This is a genomic window from Microbacterium sp. Root280D1, from assembly GCF_001428975.1.
Classification (GTDB): Bacteria; Actinomycetota; Actinomycetes; order Actinomycetales; family Microbacteriaceae; genus Microbacterium.
Genome location: NZ_LMJK01000002.1, coordinates 484,988 through 503,478 on the forward strand (window position 1 = coordinate 484,988; position 18,491 = coordinate 503,478).

26 protein-coding genes and 1 other RNA gene are annotated in these 18,491 nt (G+C 67.0%); 19 read left to right on the top strand and 8 right to left on the bottom strand.

Annotated elements, in window-relative coordinates; genetic code table 11:
* Positions 1-642 (bottom strand): class I SAM-dependent methyltransferase, encoded by a 642-nt coding sequence (locus ASE34_RS08395; RefSeq protein ID WP_053095844.1) that lies wholly within the window; start codon positions 640-642, stop codon positions 1-3.
* 245 nt (positions 643-887) lie between these two features.
* Between ASE34_RS08395 and hflX the strand changes: the two genes are divergently transcribed.
* On the top strand, positions 888-2,222 hold the full coding sequence (gene hflX, locus ASE34_RS08400; protein ID WP_372983662.1) for a GTPase HflX: 1,335 nt from the start codon (positions 888-890) through the stop codon (positions 2,220-2,222).
* A 24-nt stretch (positions 2,223-2,246) separates the two neighbouring features.
* On the opposite strand, the gene ASE34_RS08405 is transcribed toward hflX, so the two are convergent.
* Positions 2,247-2,918: an SIMPL domain-containing protein gene (locus ASE34_RS08405; protein ID WP_056278529.1), complete on the bottom strand. Its 672-nt coding sequence runs from the start codon at positions 2,916-2,918 to the stop codon at positions 2,247-2,249.
* A 131-nt stretch (positions 2,919-3,049) separates the two neighbouring features.
* Here ASE34_RS08405 and ssrA point away from each other — a divergent pair.
* Positions 3,050-3,419, top strand: a transfer-messenger RNA (tmRNA) gene (ssrA, locus tag ASE34_RS17535).
* Positions 3,420-3,499: 80 nt separating this feature from the next.
* On the opposite strand, the gene ASE34_RS08410 is transcribed toward ssrA, so the two are convergent.
* From ASE34_RS08410 to ASE34_RS08420, 3 genes are read right to left on the bottom strand one after another with little or no spacing between them, the layout of a single operon-like run.
* Positions 3,500-4,675, bottom strand: coding sequence for a site-specific integrase (locus ASE34_RS08410; RefSeq protein WP_056278531.1), 1,176 nt, complete (start codon positions 4,673-4,675; stop codon positions 3,500-3,502).
* Between the two features lie 2 nt (positions 4,676-4,677).
* Positions 4,678-5,136, bottom strand: coding sequence for an ImmA/IrrE family metallo-endopeptidase (locus ASE34_RS08415; protein WP_056278533.1), 459 nt, complete (start codon positions 5,134-5,136; stop codon positions 4,678-4,680).
* Positions 5,133-5,585 (bottom strand): hypothetical protein, encoded by a 453-nt coding sequence (locus tag ASE34_RS08420; protein WP_056278535.1) that lies wholly within the window; start codon positions 5,583-5,585, stop codon positions 5,133-5,135. Before ASE34_RS08420 ends, ASE34_RS08415 begins: the two co-directional genes overlap by 4 nt.
* 88 nt (positions 5,586-5,673) lie before the next feature.
* Here ASE34_RS08420 and ASE34_RS08425 point away from each other — a divergent pair, with 88 nt between their 5' ends.
* The 10 genes from ASE34_RS08425 (at position 5,674) to ASE34_RS08460 (ending at position 11,380) form a co-directional block, all read left to right on the top strand.
* Positions 5,674-5,946: a helix-turn-helix domain-containing protein gene (locus ASE34_RS08425; protein WP_056278537.1), complete on the top strand. Its 273-nt coding sequence runs from the start codon at positions 5,674-5,676 to the stop codon at positions 5,944-5,946.
* Complete coding sequence (locus ASE34_RS08430; protein ID WP_056278539.1) at positions 5,943-6,188, top strand: helix-turn-helix transcriptional regulator; 246 nt, start codon at positions 5,943-5,945, stop codon at positions 6,186-6,188. Before ASE34_RS08425 ends, ASE34_RS08430 begins: the two co-directional genes overlap by 4 nt.
* 107 nt (positions 6,189-6,295) lie before the next feature.
* Complete coding sequence (locus tag ASE34_RS17765; RefSeq protein ID WP_157538151.1) at positions 6,296-6,445, top strand: hypothetical protein; 150 nt, start codon at positions 6,296-6,298, stop codon at positions 6,443-6,445.
* A 53-nt stretch (positions 6,446-6,498) separates the two neighbouring features.
* Positions 6,499-7,848, top strand: coding sequence for a ParB/RepB/Spo0J family partition protein (locus ASE34_RS08435; RefSeq protein WP_056278540.1), 1,350 nt, complete (start codon positions 6,499-6,501; stop codon positions 7,846-7,848).
* On the top strand, positions 7,845-7,979 hold the full coding sequence (locus ASE34_RS18265; protein ID WP_268778155.1) for a hypothetical protein: 135 nt from the start codon (positions 7,845-7,847) through the stop codon (positions 7,977-7,979). Before ASE34_RS08435 ends, ASE34_RS18265 begins: the two co-directional genes overlap by 4 nt.
* 11 nt (positions 7,980-7,990) lie before the next feature.
* Positions 7,991-8,518 carry a hypothetical protein gene (locus ASE34_RS08440; protein ID WP_157538153.1) on the top strand — a complete coding sequence of 176 codons (528 nt, stop codon included), beginning with the start codon at positions 7,991-7,993 and terminating at the stop codon, positions 8,516-8,518.
* Positions 8,519-8,533: 15 nt separating this feature from the next.
* Positions 8,534-9,169 carry a hypothetical protein gene (locus ASE34_RS08445; RefSeq protein ID WP_056278545.1) on the top strand — a complete coding sequence of 212 codons (636 nt, stop codon included), beginning with the start codon at positions 8,534-8,536 and terminating at the stop codon, positions 9,167-9,169.
* Positions 9,170-9,171: 2 nt separating this feature from the next.
* Complete coding sequence (locus tag ASE34_RS08450) at positions 9,172-9,555, top strand: hypothetical protein (RefSeq protein WP_056278546.1); 384 nt, start codon at positions 9,172-9,174, stop codon at positions 9,553-9,555.
* Between the two features lie 78 nt (positions 9,556-9,633).
* Positions 9,634-10,614 carry a hypothetical protein gene (locus ASE34_RS08455; protein ID WP_056278548.1) on the top strand — a complete coding sequence of 327 codons (981 nt, stop codon included), beginning with the start codon at positions 9,634-9,636 and terminating at the stop codon, positions 10,612-10,614.
* 22 nt (positions 10,615-10,636) lie between these two features.
* Positions 10,637-11,380, top strand: a complete 744-nt coding sequence (locus tag ASE34_RS08460) for a hypothetical protein (protein ID WP_056278550.1) — start codon at positions 10,637-10,639, stop codon at positions 11,378-11,380.
* 124 nt (positions 11,381-11,504) lie between these two features.
* Here ASE34_RS08460 and ASE34_RS08465 read toward each other — a convergent pair whose 3' ends face one another.
* Complete coding sequence (locus tag ASE34_RS08465) at positions 11,505-12,146, bottom strand: hypothetical protein (RefSeq protein WP_056278553.1); 642 nt, start codon at positions 12,144-12,146, stop codon at positions 11,505-11,507.
* 27 nt (positions 12,147-12,173) lie between these two features.
* Between ASE34_RS08465 and ASE34_RS08470 the strand changes: the two genes are divergently transcribed.
* From ASE34_RS08470 to ASE34_RS08490, 5 genes are read left to right on the top strand one after another with little or no spacing between them, the layout of a single operon-like run.
* The gene (locus ASE34_RS08470) at positions 12,174-14,627 is read left to right on the top strand and encodes a phage/plasmid primase, P4 family (RefSeq protein ID WP_082586573.1); all 2,454 of its coding nucleotides are present in this window, start codon (positions 12,174-12,176) and stop codon (positions 14,625-14,627) included.
* Positions 14,624-14,968 carry a hypothetical protein gene (locus ASE34_RS08475; protein ID WP_056278555.1) on the top strand — a complete coding sequence of 115 codons (345 nt, stop codon included), beginning with the start codon at positions 14,624-14,626 and terminating at the stop codon, positions 14,966-14,968. Before ASE34_RS08470 ends, ASE34_RS08475 begins: the two co-directional genes overlap by 4 nt.
* A gap of 11 nt (positions 14,969-14,979) precedes the next feature.
* Positions 14,980-15,177 carry a hypothetical protein gene (locus ASE34_RS08480; protein ID WP_056278556.1) on the top strand — a complete coding sequence of 66 codons (198 nt, stop codon included), beginning with the start codon at positions 14,980-14,982 and terminating at the stop codon, positions 15,175-15,177.
* Complete coding sequence (locus ASE34_RS08485) at positions 15,174-15,542, top strand: hypothetical protein (RefSeq protein ID WP_056278558.1); 369 nt, start codon at positions 15,174-15,176, stop codon at positions 15,540-15,542. Before ASE34_RS08480 ends, ASE34_RS08485 begins: the two co-directional genes overlap by 4 nt.
* Entirely contained in the window at positions 15,539-16,141 is a 603-nt protein-coding gene (locus ASE34_RS08490) for a hypothetical protein (RefSeq protein WP_056278560.1), read from the top strand. The genes ASE34_RS08485 and ASE34_RS08490 overlap by 4 nt, the downstream gene beginning before the upstream one ends.
* A 45-nt stretch (positions 16,142-16,186) precedes the next feature.
* On the opposite strand, the gene ASE34_RS08495 is transcribed toward ASE34_RS08490, so the two are convergent.
* Complete coding sequence (locus ASE34_RS08495; protein ID WP_157538155.1) at positions 16,187-16,825, bottom strand: hypothetical protein; 639 nt, start codon at positions 16,823-16,825, stop codon at positions 16,187-16,189.
* Positions 16,826-16,857: 32 nt separating this feature from the next.
* Between ASE34_RS08495 and ASE34_RS08500 the strand changes: the two genes are divergently transcribed.
* Positions 16,858-17,085 (top strand): hypothetical protein, encoded by a 228-nt coding sequence (locus ASE34_RS08500; protein ID WP_056278564.1) that lies wholly within the window; start codon positions 16,858-16,860, stop codon positions 17,083-17,085.
* Here ASE34_RS08500 and ASE34_RS08505 read toward each other — a convergent pair.
* Positions 17,073-17,600 carry a hypothetical protein gene (locus tag ASE34_RS08505; protein ID WP_157538157.1) on the bottom strand — a complete coding sequence of 176 codons (528 nt, stop codon included), beginning with the start codon at positions 17,598-17,600 and terminating at the stop codon, positions 17,073-17,075. The two genes, ASE34_RS08500 and ASE34_RS08505, sit on opposite strands and share 13 nt — an antisense overlap.
* A 265-nt stretch (positions 17,601-17,865) precedes the next feature.
* Between ASE34_RS08505 and ASE34_RS08510 the strand changes: the two genes are divergently transcribed.
* Positions 17,866-18,207 carry a hypothetical protein gene (locus tag ASE34_RS08510; protein WP_056278568.1) on the top strand — a complete coding sequence of 114 codons (342 nt, stop codon included), beginning with the start codon at positions 17,866-17,868 and terminating at the stop codon, positions 18,205-18,207.
* The last annotated feature ends 284 nt before the right edge of the window (positions 18,208-18,491 follow it).

The window sequence follows — 18,491 nt, forward strand, 5'->3', positions numbered from 1 at the left end:
TCAGACGAGAGCGATCGGCTCGGTGGGTGGGGTGCCGTGCTTGCGCACCTTGAGGATGCGATAGCCCTTGGAGGTCGCGGTGCGGTGCACGCTGAAACCAGGATGGAACGTCGAGCCGATCCACCGTTGCAGCGAATCCGCGCCGAGGTTGCGCTGCACGACGAGCCACGCGTCGCTGCGCTCGTCGAGGCGGGGGATCCACTTCTCGAGCAGGCCGTGAAGCTCGTTCTTGCCGACGCGGATCGGAGGATTCGAGCGGATCGAGCGGAAAGTCACGTCAGCGGGAACATCCTCGGGCAGTGAGGCGTTGACATTCTTGAGACCATGAGCTGCGGCGTTGCGACGCACGAGATCCAGAGCCCGCTCGTTCACATCGACCGCCCATACGGTCGCATGGGGCGCGGCCAATGCCATCGACAGCGTGACCGGTCCCCACCCGCTTCCGAGGTCGAGAAGATGGCCTCCCGGCGGAACCGGAGGCGTGTTTGCGAGAAGGACGGCAGTACCGGCATCCAGCCGATCCGGGCTGAAGACGCCGCCAGCAGTGGTGACGTCCAGCTCTCGGCCTGCGAGCGTCACACGGATCGATCGCAGGTTCTCGGGGCTTGCCGGGGCCGCGGTGAAGTAATGGTCGGACCCCATACCGTGAGCGTAGCGGACAGCGCGGGCTAAGGTTAAGGCTCGCAACAAAACCCAGAGATAAGGGACGGATGACGGAGACCAGCACACACTCCACAGGTGACGAAGCAGTCGATCGCGTTCTCGCGAATGCGGAGAAGCGGACGGAGGCACGAGTGTTCGGCGCCGCTCAGGCGCTGCAGGACCAGTCCACCGCGTCACACGCGTTCTCGGACGGCGACCAGTGGGACCTCGAGGATCGTCATGCGCTGCGGCGCGTCGGCGGTCTCTCCACAGAACTCGAAGACGTCACGGAGGTCGAGTACCGCCAGCTCCGGCTCGAGAACGTGGTGCTGGTCGGCGTGTATCCGCAGGGCGCTCAGGAAGACGCGGAGAACTCGCTCCGCGAACTCGCAGCCCTCGCGGAGACCGCAGGAGCCGTCGTCCTCGATGGCGTTCTGCAGAGGCGACCGCACCCGGACGCCGCGACCTACATCGGGCGCGGCAAGGCGCAGGAGCTGAAGGACATCGTGGCGGCCACGGGCGCGGACACCGTGATCGCCGACACGGAACTCGCCCCCAGCCAGCGACGAGCTCTCGAGGACGTGGTCAAGGTCAAGGTCATCGACCGCACCACCGTCATCCTCGATATCTTCAGCCAGCACGCCAAGAGCCGTGAGGGCAAAGCCCAGGTCGAACTCGCGCAGCTCGAGTACCTCCTGCCGCGCCTGCGCGGCTGGGGTGACTCGATGAGCCGTCAGGCGGGTGGCCAGGTCGGTGCCGGTGGTGCCGGAATGGGCTCCCGTGGCCCCGGTGAGACGAAGATCGAGCTCGACCGTCGCCGCATCCGCACCAAGATGGCGCTCCTTCGTCGGCAGATCCGTGACTTCGGCCCGGCGCGAGAGGCCAAGCGTGCCGAGCGCAAGCGCAACACGATTCCTTCCGTGGCCATCGCCGGATACACCAACGCCGGCAAGTCGAGCCTTCTCAACGCTCTCACGAGCGCAGGGGTGCTCGTGGAGAACGCACTGTTCGCGACGCTGGATGCGACGGTCCGCCGCTCGGAGACGTCGGACGGGCGTGTGTACACGCTGACGGACACCGTCGGCTTCGTCCGCAACCTTCCGCACCAGCTCGTCGAGGCTTTCCGATCCACGTTGGAAGAGGTCGGCGACGCCGACGTCGTGCTGCACGTCGTTGACGGATCTCACCCCGATCCCGCCGGTCAACTGCAGACCGTGCGGGACGTCATGGGCGACGTCGGTGTGCGTGATATGCCCGAGCTCGTGGTGTTCAACAAGGCCGATCTGATCGACGACGACGAGCGTCTCGTGCTGCGAGGCCTCGAGCCCACGGCGCATTTCGTCTCATCCCGGTCGGGCGAGGGCATCGAAGAGCTTCGAGCGGCGATCGAAGAGGCGCTTCCGAAGCCGGCCGTGGAGGTGCACGCGGTTGTTCCCTATGACAGGGGTGATCTGGTCGCGGCGATCCACGAGACCGGGATGCTGCTGGCGGTGGACCACAGCGAGCAGGGCACAGTCGTGCACGCGCGTGTGTCCGAGCGACTCGCCGCCGATCTGGCGCCGTTCGCGATCGACGCCTGACCGCTTTGCGGTGCGGGGCGCGGTTCAGCGCGCGACGAATCGCGCCTCGACCGTTGCGGAGATGACGATCTCGTCGGGTTCGTAGTCCATTGACGGCCCGCCCACGTCCTGGGACTCCTGCATCATCGCCCCGCGCATCTTGGGCATGACCGCGAGCGGCTGAACGGGCGCGGGGGTTATCAGCCCGACATCGGCGATCTCGACGGGAACGACGGAACCGAGTCCGAGCGCTGTGGCGTATGCCTGCGCGCGCGTCACGGCCGCTCCGACGGCCTGCGCCGCGACCTCCCGTTCGACCCGGGACCTCGTCTCGGCGGTGAGGTGCCAGTCGACCCAGCCGACCTCGACACCGTCCCATGCCGAGACCTCGGACACCCAGAGCGAGAGCGCCGAGGCTTCGGCGAACGTCGCAGTCAGATCCACGCCGGCGTAGTGAACGGGCGCGAGCTGCGTGCCCTCCGAGTTCCACGGGCGCTCGGCGCGTACGGACAACCGCTTGCTGGACCAGTCGACGACGATGCCCGTGTCCAGCCGCGCGGTGATGCTCTCGCGCACCGGCTCGGTGAGATGCATCACGCTATCGACCACTCCTGCGCGGTCGGCGCCGTCGGCGCGGACACTGACGTGGATGGTGGCGCGCTCGGGCGCAACTCGCGCCTCGTGATCGCCGCGGACGGTGACGGTGACTTCGCTCATGTCGTGACTCTACGCCAGGGCATGGAATGGCGAAGGCCTCGCGAACGTTGTAGTCTGTGAGGCTCGGGGACTCCGGTTCCCGGGATGATAAGTACACAGAGTGACAGCGGCTCCTTCGAGAGAAGGACCACGGGGCTGATCGGTTTCGACAGCGCCTGTGAATCCACGAGAAGCGGGCCGAGGATGCAGAGTTATCTCGTAAACGCTCTCTGCAAAAAAATAGTTGCCGAAACCAAGCGCAACGACTTCGCCCTCGCTGCATAAGCGAGCCCGATAGTCCGTCAGGCCGTATGTGATTCCGATACGGATCCTGGCGTCATTTAGGAATCTTGCTGCGTGATGGCGTCTGGACGTCACGTGGGACTCTTCCCAGGCTGGGCTCGTCGACTTAGGTGTCTGTGACAAAGGTCGGAGCCGAGCAGAACGTCTTCACAGACTGCGCCCGGAGAAGGCGTGGAGACTCAGCGTTGGACGGGGGTTCGATTCCCCCCAGCTCCACCAGGTCGCTGTCACAAGCAAGAAGGCCCGCCTCCCTAGTGATCACTAGGGAGGCGGGCCTTTTTTGCGTTGTGGATAACTCGTCAGGCAGCGAGCCCTGCCCACACTTTGCCCACATCCGCCGCTGTCGCACGCTCATCGAGCCGATTCGCGACGTCGTCGAGGTCGTCATCGAACAGGTCAGCGTACGTATCGAGGGTCATGGCCGCGGACTTGTGGCCGAGCATCCGCTGCACCGCCTTCACGTGCGCGCCCGAGCTGATCGCCAGTGAGGCCGCGGTGTGCCGGAGGTCGTGCGGGGTGAGCCGCGCGATCCGGGCTTCCTCCGTTGCACGTGAGAACCAGGAGCCGGCGCCCTCGCTTGTCTTGGCGCGTCGGAGATAGTGGCCGCTTGCGTCACTGAACACGAGATCGCTCTTCGCCTTGTCAGCACACTGTCGCTCGAGCGCGGCCGCGAGGAAGGCTGGGAAGGGGACGGTGCGCTTTTCCCAGGACTTCGGGGCGCCAACCTCGATCACGCCGTCGACCTCGACCGCGGCGCGATTCACGTGCAGGCGCCGGCGCAGCATGTTGATGTCGGACACGCGCAGCCCGATCGCCTCGCTCCACCGCAGCCCGCAGTAAGCGAGCACGAGGGTGAGCGTGGCGAGCGTATGGTCGTGCGTCGCGACCGCGAGTCGAACGACCTCCGCGTCCGTCAGGTAGCGGCGCTCTTTCTGCGAAATCTTCTTCGGCAGGTTCCTCGCGCCGCGGGCCGGGTTCTTCGAGATCCGTCGATCGCGGACGGCGACGTCGAGGATGCCGGCGAGTACCCCGAGCGCGCGAAGTACGACGGTCGCGGATCTCGGCCCGATCGTGTTGCGGCGGACGCGCTGTCGATCTGTGACCGCCGTGCCGGCACTCATCTCGGAGATCCAGGACTCAACGGCTGACGGCTTGATGTCGCCGACCGGGGTTGCGCCCCAGCGCGGCTTCACGTGCACCTGCCACGACGTCTCGAGCGAGTGGTACGACGACGGCTTCAGGCCCTTCTTGGTGAGCAGCCACGCGTCGCCGAGTGCCCCGACATCGACGCGTGAGTCCTTCGGGTCGAAGTACTCACCGGTCGCCTTCGACACGGTGACCGATGCGAGGAACAGCTCCGCTTCCTTCTTGGTGCGGAAGCCCCGCTTGTCGGTCTGTGACTTGTCCGGCTTGCGGTAGCGGACGCGGTAGCGTCGCCCCTTCGCGGTCTCGTAGGGCGTGATCGATCCGGCCATGGTCAGGCGACCTCGACGCGCTGGTGCCACTGGCCTGCGCCCATCTTCGGATCGACGTAGGTCGTGTCACCGATGCGCTGCAGCAGGCTCTGGTAGGCGAGCACGATGCTCTTCATTACGCCGAGCTCGACGGCGATCCCGGCTGCGCGCCCGTGGTGGACGCGCTCGAGGTAGCGGTAGGTGTCGAGGTCGATGAGGCGGAGTGCTGCCCACTCTTCCGCGCGTCGCTCTTGCTTCGCGTTCACGGGACCGAACTTCGACGGGACGTCGCCCCAGAGTGCGTGGGCGAGCTCGTGGGCGAGGACGCTGCGGTGGTGCCGCGAGTGCATTCCGGGCCGAAGGTAGATCGCTCGTCGCGCGTGGATGTACTGGCCATCGCGATCGTCGGGGAGGTCGCGGTACTCGATGCGCACGCCGAGTGCGTCGGCGAAGTTGAGGAGTCTCTGATCGATGGGGGTCATTGCTCGTCCGTGGGTTCTGTCTCGCGGGGACGCGCAACGGCCCCGAGCTCCTCATCCTCTTCGAGGGCAGGGACATCGCGCACGGGGAACTGGTGGATCGTCGCTTCGGAGACGGCCTCGCTTATGGGCTTGTCGAAGAGCGACCCGGTGTCGGTCATGCCGAGTCGTCGGCCCACCTCGAGGACGAGGGCCTCGTCTGTGGCCGCGTGCAGTGCGTTCTCGACGTCGCTGATCCCCACGTCTTCCGGCGCGAGGTGCCCTGTGGTGAGAAGGTCCGCGAGGACAGGGCGCTTGTAGGCGTAGGCGATCGACCTAACGAGTTCGAACGACAGGGAGTCGTCGTTCGCCTGGCGGTTCAGGGTCGCGTGCGTAGTGCCGATCTTCCGTGCCACTTCCCGAATCGAGTCGGATCCGCGGACGCCGTCCAGCCACTTGATGGTGTCGTTCATGTCTCAAGTTTGTTCCATTCGTGTCATACGCGCAAGCCATTTAGATTACTGGCTTGACAGACTGGAACGCCAGAGTGACAGTTGGAACATGAACAATCCAACTGGTGAGGCAGAGATCCGGCCCGTCGCTGTCATCCGCGATGGACTGCTCGATCGTCTCAAGATTCAGTCCGGCATTAAGTCTGACGAGGCCTTCGCTCGCCTGATCGGTGTGAGCCGTCCGACGCTCGCTCGATACAAGGCGGGTGAGGAGGTGTCTATGCGCGCTGCCGTCGGGATCGCCCTCGCATTCGGGCTCGGTCTCGGCGAAGTCGTCGAGATGCGGGGCGACGACGAGAACGCGATGGCGGTCGCCTCGTGAGCAACGTCACGCCGCTGCGGCGACCGTCGAGCGCGGCTACCTCTCGCTACCTCTCGCCCGAGCAGGTGTGCGAGCTCGTGCCCGGCATGAGCGTCGCGAACCTCAAGGACCTCCGCGCGTCCGGAAAGGGCCCGCGCTACAGCAAGCCGACCGGCGACCGCGGGCACATCACCCTCTACCGCGAGGACGACGTCGTCGCGTGGGTTGAGGCGGCGTTCGTGACCACACGGGAGCAGCCATGAACTCCCGGTCTGGGGACCGGGTGCCCTCTGGGGATGGGGCGGAGGTGGGCCGGGGCTCCGCTGGGGCGGTAGCTCCGGCCACCGGATCCGCCCGCATCGTCCTCGGCATGACGTTCCTCTGGCTGTTCACCGTCTCGTTCGGGCTGTGGCTGCTGCTCTCCCGCGAGGCCGACGGCCTACTGCTGCTCACGACCGTCTTCCTCCTCGTCTTCTTCTGGGCGGCCGGCGTCTTCACGAAGGCCTTCTGGCTGCGCTGAACCCGAGGCTCCGCTTCACCACCATCACCCTCATCCATTCATCAGGAGTCACCATGTCAACCACCACTGTCGTGCGCGTCGATCCCAAGACCCTGCTCGTCGGCCCCAACGTCCGCAAGGAGGTCACCCTCCGCCCGGAGTTCGTCGCCTCCATCCGTGAGCACGGCGTGCTCGTGCCGATCCTCGCCCAAGAGACCACCGACGGCCTCGAGGTCCTCGACGGACAGATGCGCACCCTCGCCGCCGTCGACGCCGAGCTGGCCGAGGTGCCCGTGTTCGTCCAGCCCGCGCCCGTCGACGACGCCGCCCGCATCGTCGAGCAGATCGTCGTCAACGAGGACCGCGCCGGCCTCACGACCTCTGACCATGTCGCGGCGATCGCGCAGCTCGTGCTCGACTTCAAGCTCCCCGCTGCGGAGATCGCCAAGCGAACCGGCACGAGCAAGGACGACGTCACCGCGATCGTCACCGCATCCAAGTCGAAGACCGCCACGGCCGCGATCGGCCAGTCCGGGATCACGCTCGATCTGGCCGCGAAGATGGCCGAAGCCGAGCTGACCGAGGCCGAGGTGCAACGCGTCGTCAGCCAGTCCTACAACAAGGACTACGCGGTGCAGCAGATCGTCGCAGAGCGTGAGCGCGCCACCGAGATCGCGCGGCTCACGGAGAAGCTGCAGGCCGACGGCGTGACGATCGTCGCGAAGCCTTCGCTCCACGAATACAACGTGCCCAAGAACAAGCACCGGTACCTGGGCGACTTGGTCGACGCGAAGACCGGCAAGAAGATCACCACCGCGAAGCACAGGGAGTGCCCGGGGCACGCCGCGTTCGTGGGCGTCCGCGGATACAGCGGCCCGGTCGAGGTGCACTACCTCTGCACTGACCCGTCGAAGCACGGCCACCGCGACGCGAACAAGGCACCCCGCGTCGAGCTGACCGCGGCCGAGCGCGCTCGCAAGGAGATCGAAAAGCAGCGCACCGCCGCCTGGCCGACTGCTTGCGAGGTTCGCCTCGAGTGGGTGCGTGAACAGCTGCTCACCCGCCGCACTGCACCCGCTGGGTGGGAGCTGCTCGTCGTTCACGACCTCGCCGAAAGGCACTCGCGCACCTGGCAGGCGGCCTCGCGGCCCGCTCTCGTACTACTGCAGAGTCCGGCCGCCGCCGACGACTGGAACACGACGACGACCCTGACTGAGTGGGCGGCCGCGAAGCCGATCAATGCGTGGCGCGCCGCGCTCGCCATGCTGATTGCCCGCCACGAGGATGTGCTCTCTGCGGCGGCGTCGTGGTCGAAGGCGTCCGCGACCTATCTGCGTCTGCTCGCCGAGTGGGGTTACGAGCTCAGCGAGGTCGAGCAGGGCATCGTCTACGACGCGGCGGTGACCGTGAAGGCCGCAGCGTGAACGTCGTCCAGAACCAGCCGATGGAGTATTCGGCTCCGCGCCCCGCGTCGCGGCTGCTCGGCATCGGTACCGGTGTGCTAGGCGTCGCTGTGATCGTGCAGCTGCTCATCGGAGTGGCGGTGCTCTCGTGATCGCGGTAGGCGTGGACCCGTCACTGACGTGCACGGGTGTTGCGATCGCCAACGGCACCGAGGTCATGACGCGCCGCGTCATGTCGCCGAACATCGGCAAGAGCTTGCTCGCTCGCCGTAACCGGATCCGCCGAGCGGTCGCGGGCATCCTCGCCCCGATCCCGGCCCGCGTCGACGTGACGCTGATCGAGATCCCGAACTCGACGAAGCAGACCGGCGCGCATGGAGAGCGCATGGCTCTCTACTGGATCCTCGTCGACCAGCTGCTCGCTCGCGGGCCCGTCGTCGGAGTCGCCCCATCTAGCCGGGCGAAGCTCGCCACCGGCAACGGGCGAGCCACGAAGGACGACGTCGTGACCGCGACGCGGGCCGCGTATCCCGAGGTCCAGATCCCCGACGACAACGTCGCCGACGCGGTCGGTCTCATGTGGGCCGGGGCCCGCTGGGCCGGCAATGAGACACCCACCTACGTCCCCGGCCAGGAGGAGGCGTTCGCACGCCTCGACTGGCCGAACCGCTCTGCATCACCGACCCACTGAGAGGAACCCATCACCATGGTCAAGCTCGCCCCCGCACTCCCCAAGGAGTACGACGACAACGGCCTCGAGTCGAACACCCGGCACCTGCTGGGCGTCTACATGAGCCAGAAGTACCTCCCGATCGTCGCCCTCGTGCGCACCAAAGAGATCACCCAGAACGAGCACTTCGAGCGCGTTCCGAAGATCGAGCTCGTACACGTCGAGATCGCCATCGACGAGGCCGACCAGGACGCAGTGCGCGAGCTGATCAAGCAGCTGCACGACTTGCGGGTCCAGCACATCAAGCAGCCTCTCGACCTGCCCGACACCGATGAGCCGCCGGTCCTCGCTCAGCCGCTCGAGCTGACGGTCGCGAGCGGTGAGTACTCGGTGCGCCTCATCGACCAGGACGCCGGCAAGTTCTCGATCGAGCTGCGCGCCCCGTCCGGCGCTCTCGTCCTCACCCGTAGCGCTCTGCCGCGCGAGGACTACGGCGAGCTCGTGCCCGGCGACTACGCGGTCGCCCAGCTCGGCGGCGAGATCGGCGAGCTGGCGACGCTGCTCGTTCAGGAGTTCGAGCAGAGCTTCACCGAAGACGACGTCGTCGACGGCGAGGTACTCGACGCCGAGATCGTCGACGAAACCACCACCACCGAGAACCAGGAGGCATGACCATGAGCAACCCCGCTCCCATCACCCCGATCAACCAGGCCGCACCGAAGTCCCTCGAGATCAAGGAACGTCTCGTCGCTCGCCGCGCGACTCTCAAGGCCGACCTCGAATACATGCAGGGCGAGGTCGAAGCGATCGACTCGCAGCTGCTCGACATCCTCGGCGGTGAGGTCGGCACGCACGACATCGCCGGCACGAAGGTCCAGGTGCGCGAGTACTCCCGCCTGGACACGAAGTGGATCGAGGCCGAGTACCCGGCTGAGCAGTACCCGCAGCTGTACAAGACCACGACCGCCGTGGACAACGCCGCGGTGAAGAAGCAGTTCGCGCCGGGCGTGCTCGAGGAGCACCAGGTGCGCGGCGCGAAGTCCCTAGTCGTCAAGTAGCACCACCGCCGCGACGGCATACACGCCGGGTTCGAGTCCCGGGGCGGCACAGACCACCAACCAAGGAGAGGAGTGGACATGACCTCCGTCGAGGACCTGTACCTGAACGTCATCAAAGACGGAATCACCCGGCACCCACGTTCGCTGCAGAAGCGCATCGGCCCGTCCGAGATGGGAAAGCCGTGCGACCGCTGGATCCTCCACAAGCTGAATGGCGACGGTGAGCCTGACCGTGGCCCCGCCTGGAAGCCCGCCATCGGCACCGCAGTGCACGACCAGCTCGAGTGCTGGTTCGACGCGGCGAACCGCGGCGGGGGAGAGGTCGAGCGCACGGAGTGGATCACCGAGTGGGAGGTGACCGTCGGGCAGATCGGCGGCCAGTCGATCACCGGGCACTCCGACCTCTTCCACGTGCCAACCGGCACCGTCATCGACCACAAGATCATCGGCCCGAAGCAGCTCTCGAAGTACCGGCTCCACGGTCCGAGCGAGCAGTACCGCGTGCAGGCGCACCTGTACGGCAAGGGCTTCACCGATGACGGGGGATGGGGACCGTGTCGCGCCGTGGCGATCGCGTTCCTCCCGCGCGACGGCGAGCTGTCCAACGCCTATTTCTGGAGCGAGCCGTACAACCCGCACCTCGCTGGTCAGGCGCTGCTCCGCTCGAACCGCCTGCACACGATGCTCACCGTGGTCGGTATCGATGCCGCGCTCGCTGCGTCGCCGCTGTGCGATGACCAGTGGTGCACCTGGTGCCGCGCGGAGAAGCGTGCCCAGGACCGCGCGGCGCGTGCGTCGCTGTTCGACATCGGCGAGCTGCACGTCGTGTCGACGCCGGCCCCTCCCGCCCCGCTGCGGGCGCTGCCGAGCGTGCCTGCACCGGCGCACGTAGCCCAGCTGTGCGACGTCTGCGGGCTGCCACTCGCCCCGTCGGTCGCGGCCGACGGGCACACCATCCACCCGTCCTGCATTCCTGCATTCCCCCCGGCCCCTCGGCCGGTCCCCGCGTCGCCGCAGCCAGTGGCGATCGCACCCGTCATCAACATGTTCGACCGCTGAAAGACCAACCAAGGAGAAGACCATGTCCCTTTTCGAATCCAGCAGCAAGGGTGTCAGGTTCGACACCATCGGCGCCAGCATCACGGGCACCGTGAAGTCCGCACCGCGCGAGCGACAGCAGACGAAGTACGGCACGCAGGAGCCGGACTTCTGGCCCAACGGTGACCCGAAGATGCAGATCCTCGTGGACCTGCAGACCGACCAGCGAGCGGACGCGAACGACGACGGTGAGCGCACGCTCTACGTCGCGTCGAAGAACATGAAGAAGGCGATCGGCGAGGCGATCCGCGCAGCGAACGCGTCGGACATCGCACCGGGCGGTGTGCTGACGGTGTCGTACGTCGGCAACGACCCGGCGTCGAAGAACCCGGCGAACCCGGCGAAGCTCTACCAGGCGCAGTACACGGCGCCGAGCTCCGCGTTCGTGCAGCAGACCGCGGCCGCGATTGTGCAGCAGCAGACACCGGCGTTCGTCCCGAGCGGGGGGCCGCAGTTCGTCCCGTCGACGCCGCAGCCGGCGCAGCAGCAGTTCAATTCGGCGACCCAGCAGCAGGCCCAGCAGCCTGCTCAGCCGACGCTGGCGCCCGGTGATGCCCCGTGGGCGACGCCGCAGGCACAGGCCACGCAGCAGCACGCCGGCGGGCTGACGAGCGAGCAGGTCGCGCAGCAGCAGCTCCGCGCGGCCGGGATTCCGGAGGCGACCATCGTCACCGCGATCAACGCCACACCACAGGCGATCGCAACGCACGACAACACCCCCTTCTGATCGACCACCGCGCCGCCTTTGGCCGCGCGGATCACGGGCGCTGTGAGCGTCCCGCCCTGCCACGCGGTGTGCAGCCTGTTCGAGACAGGCCAGGGCACATGACAGCACCAAATCAGCGCAAGCTCTACCCGTGTTCGCTGTGCGACCCTTCCTTTACCGTCTCGGCGGGGTTCGAATCGGCAATCACGGTCTCGAGGTCGCTCACTGCCTTCTGGAGTTCGGTAGCCAGCGATTCAGCCGTGATCGTTCCCTCGCGCGACGTCAGGAACGCTTCTGGATCCTCGACCCATGAATGTGTGAGTTCCGCGATCTTAGCTGCGGTTTCAATTCCTGTCTGGATGTTGCCCTTTTTTGCGCGGGCGAGCGCGGTGATGACCTCTGTGGCGAGTGCCGACGCGCCAGGTTCGCCAGTGGCGGAGAGCCGGATTAGGAGGTCCCTCTTCTCGGCCCTCGCTTCGGCCGACATCGTCTCACTCAGCACCACGCGCATCGCCTCCTCCGTATACCAACGGCGAAAGTGTTCGGCTACTTCCACGCGACGGATCTTCCGCTCCCGAGCCAGCCGGTCTGCGTATTGCTTCTCGGCTAGTTCGTTCGCATCCTTCAAGGCCGCGGCGCTTTGCTCCCAGGCTGCCAGCGCGGCTGCCTCAGCCGTCTCTGCCCGCCTTGCGGCGTCCAAGGTGTCGGCCCGCGCGACCCAGGCGATGATTGCTGAAGCGCCTCCCGCCACGGCAGAGACCGCGGCGAGAATGATGGTTCCGTCCATGCAGGGCACTCTACTGGTGGTTGCAGCGTGATAGCGCTTCTCGCCACTGCCCTCGAGCTGCACGTTGCCGGCCTTTCGGTCGTGCCCGTCGCGGCCGACGGCACGAAGCGACCCCGCATCGCGTGGAAGGAGTTCTCGGCCGCGGCCGCCGACGAGGCACAGCTGCGCGCTTGGTTCGACAACGACCTGGAGCAGGGCATCGGGCTCGTCACCGGCTTCGGTGACGTCGAGCTGCTTGAAGTCGAGGGTGTCGCTATGCCGATGATGGGCGAGGTCCTCGAGCTGCTCGACGGCACCGGCCTGCGCCCGCTGTACGATCGCCTCGTCGCGGGCTGGTCGGAGCAGTCACCCTCGGGTGGCCTGCACCTCATGTACCGGGTCGAGGGTGGCACGGTCCCCGGCAACCAGAAGGTCGCGCAACGCCCCAAGGCAGGGCCGCCCTACCGCGAGACGCTGGCCGAGACGCGAGGCACCGGCGGTTTCGTCGTGCTCGCCCCGTCCGCGGGCCGCGTGCACCCCACTGGCAAGTCGTGGCTGCGTCTCGTCGGCGGGCCGGACGGACTGCCGACCATCACCCGCGAAGAGCGCGACCAGCTCCACGCCGTGGTGCACGCCGCACTCGACACCATGCCGGCGGAAGAGACCGTCAGCAGTGGGGGACCGGTCGACGCGAAGTGGTCGACCACGTTCCACGCGGCCGCGGGCGACATCACCCCGGGTGACGACTTCGAAGCGAAGACCGACTGGTCCGACATCCTCGTCGACTGGGTGCACGTGTTCTCCCGCGGCGCGACGAAATACTGGCGCCGCCCGGGCAAGAACGACGGCATCAGCGCGACGACCGGCCACGCCGGCGACCGCGATCGCCTGTTCGTGTTCACCTCGTCGACAGAGTTCGAGCCCGAGGTGCCGTACACGAAGTTCGGCGCCTACACGCTGCTCAACCACCGCGGCGACCACGCGGCCGCCGCGAAAGCACTCGCCGACGCCGGCCACGGATTCCGCGCACCGCGTGAGCTCACGCCCGCGACGCGCACGACGTCGACGGGCACGCAGATCGCCGCTGTCGGCGCCACCGCCCCGGCGACCGCCCCGGCCGCGACCATCGGATCGGACAGCGCGGACCTCACCGACGACGGCAACGCCCGCCTGCTCGTCGCCGAGTACTCCGGCACGCTGCGCTACGTCCCGGATGCCGGCAAGTGGGTCACCTGGGAAGGCACCCGGTGGGCGTGGCACCCCGACGACGGGCCCGCGATCGAAGCGGCCCGCGACGTTATCCGCCGCATCCCGACCGACAATGCCCACCTGAAGGCCTGGCGGCTGAAGTCGATGCGTGCCCGCGCGATCGCCGACGCGGTCCGCCTCGCCCGGTCAGCTCCGCCGATGCGCATCGCGGCGTCGCAGTTCGACCGTCATCCGTGGCAGCTGAACACCCCCGGCGGCGTGGTCGACCTGCGCTCCGGCGCGATCGCCGCGTCGACTCCGGCGCTGTTCCACTCGAAGCAGACGGCGGTCACGCCCGACGCGACGATGAAGACCCCGCTGTGGGACAAGTTCCTGCAGACGACATTCCAGTCGAACGCGCCGCTCGAGCGGTACATGCAGCGTCTCGCCGGGCTCATGTTCATCGGTGAAGTGCTCGAGCACGTCCTCCCGTTCGCGCACGGATCTGGCGGTAACGGTAAGGGTGTGTTCGCCGAGGTGCTCTCGGCGATCGCCGGCGACTATGCGACGTCGGCACCGCAGGGCTTCCTCGTCGTTGGACCGACCAAGCACCCCACCGAGCTCGCGATGCTGCAGGGGCGCCGCCTCGTCATCACGTCCGAGATCAACGAGGACACGAAGTTTGACGAGGCGAAGATGAAGGCCCTCACCGGTGGCGACACGATCACCGCTCGGTTCATGGGGAAGGACTTCTTCGACTTCGCCCCGTCGCACACGTTCCTCCTGCTCGGCAACAGCCAGCCGAAGGTCGAGACCGGCGGCGACTCGGTGTGGCGTCGACTGCGCCTCATCCCGTTCACGCACTCCGTGCCCGAGGCCGACAAGATCGACAACCTGCAGACCCGCCTCGTCGACGAGGAAGGCCCCGGCATCCTGCACTGGATCGTCCAGGGCGCCGTCGACTACGCCGCCGACGGACTCCGCACACCCGATGTCGTCTACGCAGCGACCGACGCATACCGTGCCGAGGAAGACCAGTTCGGCCGGTTCGTCGAGGACCGCTGCAGGGTCGGTGGCGGCGACATGGTCCGCGTGGAGATGAGCGAGCTCCGCAAGGCGTACGACGCTTGGTGCCGCGAGCAGCACGAGGACGCCGTGACCACGACCGCGTTCGGGCGGCAGCTGAAACAGCGCTTCAACATCGGCACCGCGAAGTCCAACGGACGCCGGTTCTACACGAACGTCATGCTCTACGCACCCGAGGCAGAGACCGAAGGCGACGACCCGCGCGAGACCAGGTGGGACCAGCGATGAAGACCAAGGCCCCGCTGCTCATCAACTGCCCGCGCTGCAACCGGCGAGTACTCGAGGTCCGCGAGGACTTCGAGCTCGGCGTGCTCGTCGGCACTCCGCGGCTCGACCCGGTGCTGCTCGACGCGTCTCACATCGTCGCGTGCATCATCACCGGCATCCGGCTCTGGCAGATCCAGAAGCGCGCCGGTCGCACCATCACGAGCGGCCGCTCGAAGTGGTGGCCCCGCGAGCCGGTGCCGGGCTTCACCGTCCCCGAGCATTCCTGCTCGCGCGTCTGGGATGCACCCGCCCTCGACCTCGCCCCGGTCGAGCCCGTCCGCTACGACCAGCCCCCGTTCTGAAGGAGATCACCATGACCATCAGTCGCCCGCACGTGTGCGAGATTCATGTCGCCAAGGCAGAAGCCGACGACCACGGCACCGTCGCGATCGCCGTCGCCGGCCTGCCCCTCACCGTCGACGAAGCACGCGAGTTCGCCGCCGAGATCACCTCGGCCGCCGACACCGCCGCCGCATACCTCGCCGAGCAGACCGCTCGAGGTGAACGATGACCGAGGAGCGCATCGTTCCCGTCAAGTCCTGGCTGCGCCCCACCACTTACCGCACCCTCCTGCAGCAGGCGCACGCTCGCGGCCTCGCCGACGTCGGCGACCTCCTCGGCCGCGTCGCCGAGCAGCTCGTCGCGCCAGCACCGCGCAAGACCGCACCCCGGTCCACACCGAGGCCCAAGCTCTCGGCCGAGGAACTCGACCAGCGGCGGGCTGCACGACGCGCGGCATTCGCAGCTGACCCCGCAGACCCGCGGCACGGCACCCACAACGGCTACACCAACCTCGGATGCCGATGCGTCCCTTGCCGGGGAGCATCCTCGCTCTACGGATCCGCTGCCATGCGAGCACAGGCAGGAACCTCATGACGATCCCACTCGACGCCATCGACCCCGACGCCGCCTACAACGAATGGGTCGACCGATTCCTCTGGCACGTCGACCAGCTGCCCGCCCTCGTCGAGACGACCGGGACCATTGCCCTCGCCGTCCGCGGCGTGAAGGCATCCCAGCTCACCGAGCGCGTGACTGGCGGCGGATATTACGACAACATCCCGCTCGTCGACGGCCCTGAGTCTCGCAATTCCCGCGCCGTCTGGGACTCACTCCGCGGCTACCTCGTCGTCGCATCGTCCCGGCTCGGGCTCGAGGCGCCGACGCTGCCCGTCGGCCTCCCGGACGATGTCGAGCTCGCCCGCGAGTGGGCGTTCGCGGCGAACGCCTGGCTCTCCGACGTCGTCTACGAGATCCAGTCCTGGCCCGAGCTCGACGAACTCGAGGAGCAGCTCTTCCGCCTCATCCGGCGGGCCCGCACTCGCCTGGATCTGCACACTGCCCGCCGCACCCGCGCCGAGCTCTGCACCCGCTGCGGTGAGAACGGCGTGATCGTCGACTGGATCGACGGACCCGACGGCCAGGCGCTGCTCTCCAAAGTCTGCGTTGTCTGCCGCACCAACTACACACCTTGACCAGTGAGAAAGTTGACGCTCAGCTCCGTGGAATCGCAGGACGTTTCAGGAAGCTCTACCAAGGTGCCGACGCACTGCGGTGATGAGTTCCTCGACGGCCTCGTCGATATGGGCGGTGTCCTTCCGCTTGGGCGGAGACGCAGTGTCTTGGGTTCGGAGGTCGGCAGTAATCTGGCGAAGTCGACGCGCGGCTTCCCGAATCGCATCCGGCGCGACGAGGTCCAGACTGGCGACAAGCTTGTCGACCTGTTGGTAGAGGTCGAAACGCTTTTCGCGCCACTGAGTTTGCTCGGGGCTTTCGTCGCTGATGTCCGTGGCTTCCCTGCGAGCGTAGGTGTCGAGGTCCTCACCATTGAGCAGCTTCTTCTGCTCGTCTGGAGGCAGCGCCTCGACCACCGTTCGAATCGAGTACTCCGCTCCTGCAGCGAAAGCGAGCTCGCTCAGAACGACGAGCGTGATCTGCCGACACAGGTCGATGATTTCTGCGACGTACTCTCGGATGTCGCCGTCCCACCGGATGGCCTCCGCACGGGTCTGCTTGCGGTTTTCGAGCAGCCAGTTCGACACGAAGCCAAACAACCCACCCAAGATGAGAAATCCGCCTGCGATCACGGGCACCCCCCACCACGGCGCGACAGAAGCCGAAGCCACCTCAAGGAGGGGCGTGGGCGATGGTGTTGGCATGCCACAAAACCTATCGTGCGAGGAGGTCATCCATGACGATGCTCAGCTACCGAGAATCCGCCGCGCGAGTCCGCCGCGCTTTCAACACCATTCGCCACTGGCGTAGGCAAGGCATGCCGATGGGGTGGGAACTCCGCGACGGCCAAATGGTGCGTGTCGTAGACGAAGACGTCCTGCTCGCTTGGTGGCGCGACCGGATGGACAACGACCCTGTCTGGCAGAACCGGATCCGCGCGAAGATCCGCGATCAGGCCCCGTAACCGTGCAGATCATCCCGAAGGCCAGCGAGAATCGTTAGCCGATTCTCTTCGGGGATCAGATAGTACTCTTCCTTGTCCGCGGGGAACTGGATCTCGTTCGGGAGCCCATCGAACGAGGCTGTGGTGACGATCGGAACCCCGAAATGGGACGACTCGTCCACCACGGTGACCGACAAGGATGTGATCGCGGACCGCGGCACGACGGTGACAACCGGTGAACGCCCCTCGCCAAGCTTCGCCGACCTGGGCTCCTTCTCCACCTCGACGCGCACGATGTAGCGCTCGGTCAAGACGACGCCCCACAAACCGTCTGCCTCGAGCGCGTCGCCGGAAAAGGGCTGACCACCATTCGTGTTGCCAAACTGAGCGTGCACGACGCTCTCGCCGTGCAGCCAGGCCCGCAGCTCGGCGTCGAGCTTAGGCATCCAAGATGGCCACTCATTGAAGTGGCGGCTCTTCAAAGCGATCCACGGCCCGCGCGCATCTTGGACCTTCTTCCACTGCTCATCGTTCACGACAACCCCCTTAGTGCTCATGCGCTCACCCTATCGGCGCACTCGACACGCCCACCAAAAGTCAAAATGTTGACACCCCTCCGTTTGACGCCCCTACATTGATGGTTGTACAGATGTCGCACAGGGCATCAACGTCGAGGGCCCCGGCCGAGCACACGCTCCCGGGGCCCTCGACGTCATCTGACCAGAACGGCCCCGACGCGCGCTACCAACACACGCCGGGACCTAACCCCCCTCATTCGACGTGAATCGATTGGAGGGCTACGTGGACTCTATCCGCGAGCCCGGACACGGCACCACCGCCGTCAACCGCCGCAACATCGCCCACCTCCGCGACCAACGCGACCGAGCCGGCCTCCTGCAGCTCGCCGACATCCTCGCCGCCCAGACCTTCCCCGACGCCGCCACGCTCGTCGACGAAGCCCGCGCCGCCGCCACCTGGATCGACGACACCACCCCACGCACCTACGACGTCGGCGACGCCGCCGGCATCAGCATCGGCGACATCCTCCGCTACCAGCACGACGGCCGCGCCCGCGAGGCCGTCGTCATCGCGACCGACGGCCGCACGGCCACCACCACACACGGCGACACCGTCGCCCTCTGAAGCCCTCGACCGGGAGTCCGAGCTTCCCCAGCGCACGAGCGCTGTCGGTGGCGCGCGCCACAGCTCCTCCCGGTCGAGGCCCTGACCGGTGTCAACGCGAGCCCCGCCATGGTCGCGAAGGACTCTCACGAACGCCTGGCGACTCTCCGGGCGAGGAGTACCTGCACCGCCTCGAGGGGCGCCCGCTCACCAGCCGGCGCCCCTCGAAACACCCCACTCAAACCCCGCCCTCAAACCGCGCCCTGCCCACCCGGGACGCAGGGCGCAGTTCTCATCCCAGGGCG

Bases quoted from the DNA above. Each gene is read 5' to 3' on its own strand.
- ASE34_RS08425 (WP_056278537.1), top strand. From the start codon at position 5,674: ATGAACAATCCAACTGGTGAGGCAGAGATCCGGCCCGTCGCTGTCATC.
- ASE34_RS08475 (WP_056278555.1), top strand. From the start codon at position 14,624: ATGAAGACCAAGGCCCCGCTGCTCATCAACTGCCCGCGCTGCAACCGG.
- ASE34_RS08495 (WP_157538155.1), bottom strand. From the start codon at position 16,825: ATGCCAACACCATCGCCCACGCCCCTCCTTGAGGTGGCTTCGGCTTCT.
- ASE34_RS08460 (WP_056278550.1), top strand. From the start codon at position 10,637: ATGTCCCTTTTCGAATCCAGCAGCAAGGGTGTCAGGTTCGACACCATC.
- ASE34_RS08480 (WP_056278556.1), top strand. From the start codon at position 14,980: ATGACCATCAGTCGCCCGCACGTGTGCGAGATTCATGTCGCCAAGGCA.
- ASE34_RS08465 (WP_056278553.1), bottom strand. From the start codon at position 12,146: ATGGACGGAACCATCATTCTCGCCGCGGTCTCTGCCGTGGCGGGAGGC.
- ASE34_RS08395 (WP_053095844.1), bottom strand. From the start codon at position 642: ATGGGGTCCGACCATTACTTCACCGCGGCCCCGGCAAGCCCCGAGAAC.
- ASE34_RS08450 (WP_056278546.1), top strand. From the start codon at position 9,172: ATGAGCAACCCCGCTCCCATCACCCCGATCAACCAGGCCGCACCGAAG.
- ASE34_RS08445 (WP_056278545.1), top strand. From the start codon at position 8,534: ATGGTCAAGCTCGCCCCCGCACTCCCCAAGGAGTACGACGACAACGGC.
- ASE34_RS08405 (WP_056278529.1), bottom strand. From the start codon at position 2,918: ATGAGCGAAGTCACCGTCACCGTCCGCGGCGATCACGAGGCGCGAGTT.
- ASE34_RS08420 (WP_056278535.1), bottom strand. From the start codon at position 5,585: ATGAACGACACCATCAAGTGGCTGGACGGCGTCCGCGGATCCGACTCG.
- ASE34_RS08485 (WP_056278558.1), top strand. From the start codon at position 15,174: ATGACCGAGGAGCGCATCGTTCCCGTCAAGTCCTGGCTGCGCCCCACC.
- ASE34_RS08455 (WP_056278548.1), top strand. From the start codon at position 9,634: ATGACCTCCGTCGAGGACCTGTACCTGAACGTCATCAAAGACGGAATC.
- ASE34_RS08410 (WP_056278531.1), bottom strand. From the start codon at position 4,675: ATGGCCGGATCGATCACGCCCTACGAGACCGCGAAGGGGCGACGCTAC.
- ASE34_RS08415 (WP_056278533.1), bottom strand. From the start codon at position 5,136: ATGACCCCCATCGATCAGAGACTCCTCAACTTCGCCGACGCACTCGGC.
- ASE34_RS17765 (WP_157538151.1), top strand. From the start codon at position 6,296: ATGACGTTCCTCTGGCTGTTCACCGTCTCGTTCGGGCTGTGGCTGCTG.
- ASE34_RS08490 (WP_056278560.1), top strand. From the start codon at position 15,539: ATGACGATCCCACTCGACGCCATCGACCCCGACGCCGCCTACAACGAA.
- ASE34_RS08500 (WP_056278564.1), top strand. From the start codon at position 16,858: ATGACGATGCTCAGCTACCGAGAATCCGCCGCGCGAGTCCGCCGCGCT.
- ASE34_RS08435 (WP_056278540.1), top strand. From the start codon at position 6,499: ATGTCAACCACCACTGTCGTGCGCGTCGATCCCAAGACCCTGCTCGTC.